Here is a 1,763-nt window from a genome sequence, read left to right as displayed (position 1 = left end):
GGACGGCCCGCCTCGGCCGCAGGGCGTGGCTCGGCATCGCCACCGGCGTGGCCGCCGTGGTCGTCGCCGCGGCGGTCACGGCGTACCTGGTGCTCGCGGACCCGTTCGCGGGCCCGCTGCCGGACGGCTGGAGGAGGACGGAGGTGAAGGAGCTGGGCGCGACGGTGGCCGTACCCGAGGGTTACCGGAGGACCGTGCCGGAGCCGGACGCGCCGCAGGACGAGCACTGGGTGCGGTTCACCGACCCGAGCGGCGCCCTCTGGGTCGGTCTGTCGCTGGACAGGAAGAGCGAGGACACGACGGGCGAGATCGCCCCGACGGCGTCGGCGGAGATGTACGAGGACGACACCGCCTACAAGCGGAGCGGCTCGTACGGCCTCGGCATGGACGCACAGCCCGTGCCGCGGAGCGATCCCGCCGACGTGACGTACAAGGACCGCGAGGCCGCCCGGAACACCGTCGTCTACACGAGCACGGACAGCGCGAACCCGCTCCCGCGCGAGCTCCAGGTCCTCTACTACCGGACGCGGTCCGGCGACATGTACAAGCTGATGATCGGCTACCCGGGCCAGGGCGACTTCACCGGGCGCGGGCGCGAGGTCGCGCGGACGGCCGTCGCCAACCTCGACATCGACAGGCTGTGACCGGCGCGGGGAGCCCTCGCCGGTCACAGCCCGCCGCACGGACCAGGACGGATCAGCCGAGCTTGGCCGCCTGCGCCTTGATCAGCGCGGCCGGGACCTCGTAGTCGGAGACCTTCGCCTCGTCGGCGAAGGCCGCCAGGCTGAGCGTGAAGTACGTGGCGACGGTGTTCCCGTGCCGCGCGACCTCCGCGTGCACCACCGGGTCGCCCTCGGCGTCGGCGGTGGCCGCGAACGCCAGCGACTCGTCGCCGTTGCCGGACGCCTTCTCGCTCGCGATCTTCTTGAACTTCTGGGGCTCGCCCTTCGCGGTGGCCGTGAAGCCGCCGGCGCAGCCGTCGATCGCGGTGGAGACCGCGGACATGGCCTTCTCGGCCCCGTCCCCCTCGTAGGAGGAGAGGGACACGATGGTCATCGTCGAGCCGAGGGCGTCGGTGATCGAGTTCATCGCGTCGTCGAGCTCCTCCTCGGTCATGTCCTCCAGGGCCTTGGAGGGGGACGCGCTCGCCTTGGCGGCGGGGTCCTCCTGGACCAGGCGGTTGACGTACGAGGCCTCGTCGCCCGGCGCGAAGCCGGTGAGGACGTACACGAGGGGCGCGCACTTCTCGTCGTCGACCTCGATGTCCTTCTTGGAGGACGCGAACTGCTCGGCGCCGTCGGCCGGACCGACCTTGAAGCCCTTGACGTCGGCCGTGGCGATGATCAGCTTCTCCAGCTCGCCGTCGCCCAGGACCTTCGCCGCCGGCTCCTTCGCGCCCGCCCTGTCGCCCGAACCCGAGTCCGACCCGGTGTCCGAACCGCTGTCGGAGCAGCCGGTCACCAGGGCGAGCGAGAGGACCGACACGACGGCGGCGACGCCGGTGCGAGGCAGCGTGAATCTCTTCATTATTCGAATGTTCCTTCGGTGATCTTGCGTGAAGCAGGAGTCTGTGCGGAGGTCAAGAAAACGTCAAGTCGGTTCCGGAGGGCGGCATACTGCTGCCTCGGACAGACACGGACAGACACGGGCCGGCACGGACGGGGACCGGCGCGGACGGACGCGGAGAGGCGGCAGGCGTGGGCCTGGATCTTGACGGGCGGGCGCACGCCCGGCAGCGGTGGGCGGCGCGCGGCGCCCTGACC

At 71.4% G+C, this 1,763-nt stretch carries 1 protein-coding gene and 1 pseudogene; one reads left to right on the top strand and one right to left on the bottom strand.

Annotation, left to right across the window (positions count from 1 at the left end):
• Positions 1 to 644: pseudogene (locus HO151_RS03035) on the top strand (serine/threonine protein kinase); the annotation flags it as partial.
• Between the two features lie 52 nt (positions 645 to 696).
• On the opposite strand, the gene HO151_RS03030 reads toward HO151_RS03035, so the two are convergent.
• A complete protein-coding gene (locus HO151_RS03030) occupies positions 697 to 1,527 on the bottom strand; it encodes a hypothetical protein (RefSeq protein ID WP_217422809.1) in 831 nt (276 codons plus the stop codon).
• Positions 1,528 to 1,763 lie beyond the last annotated feature (236 nt).

The sequence above is a fragment of the Streptomyces sp. 8P21H-1 genome (genome assembly GCF_013302945.1).
The sequence above is the reverse complement of the archived record's forward strand: the minus strand, read 5'-3'. Positions and strand labels throughout refer to the sequence as shown.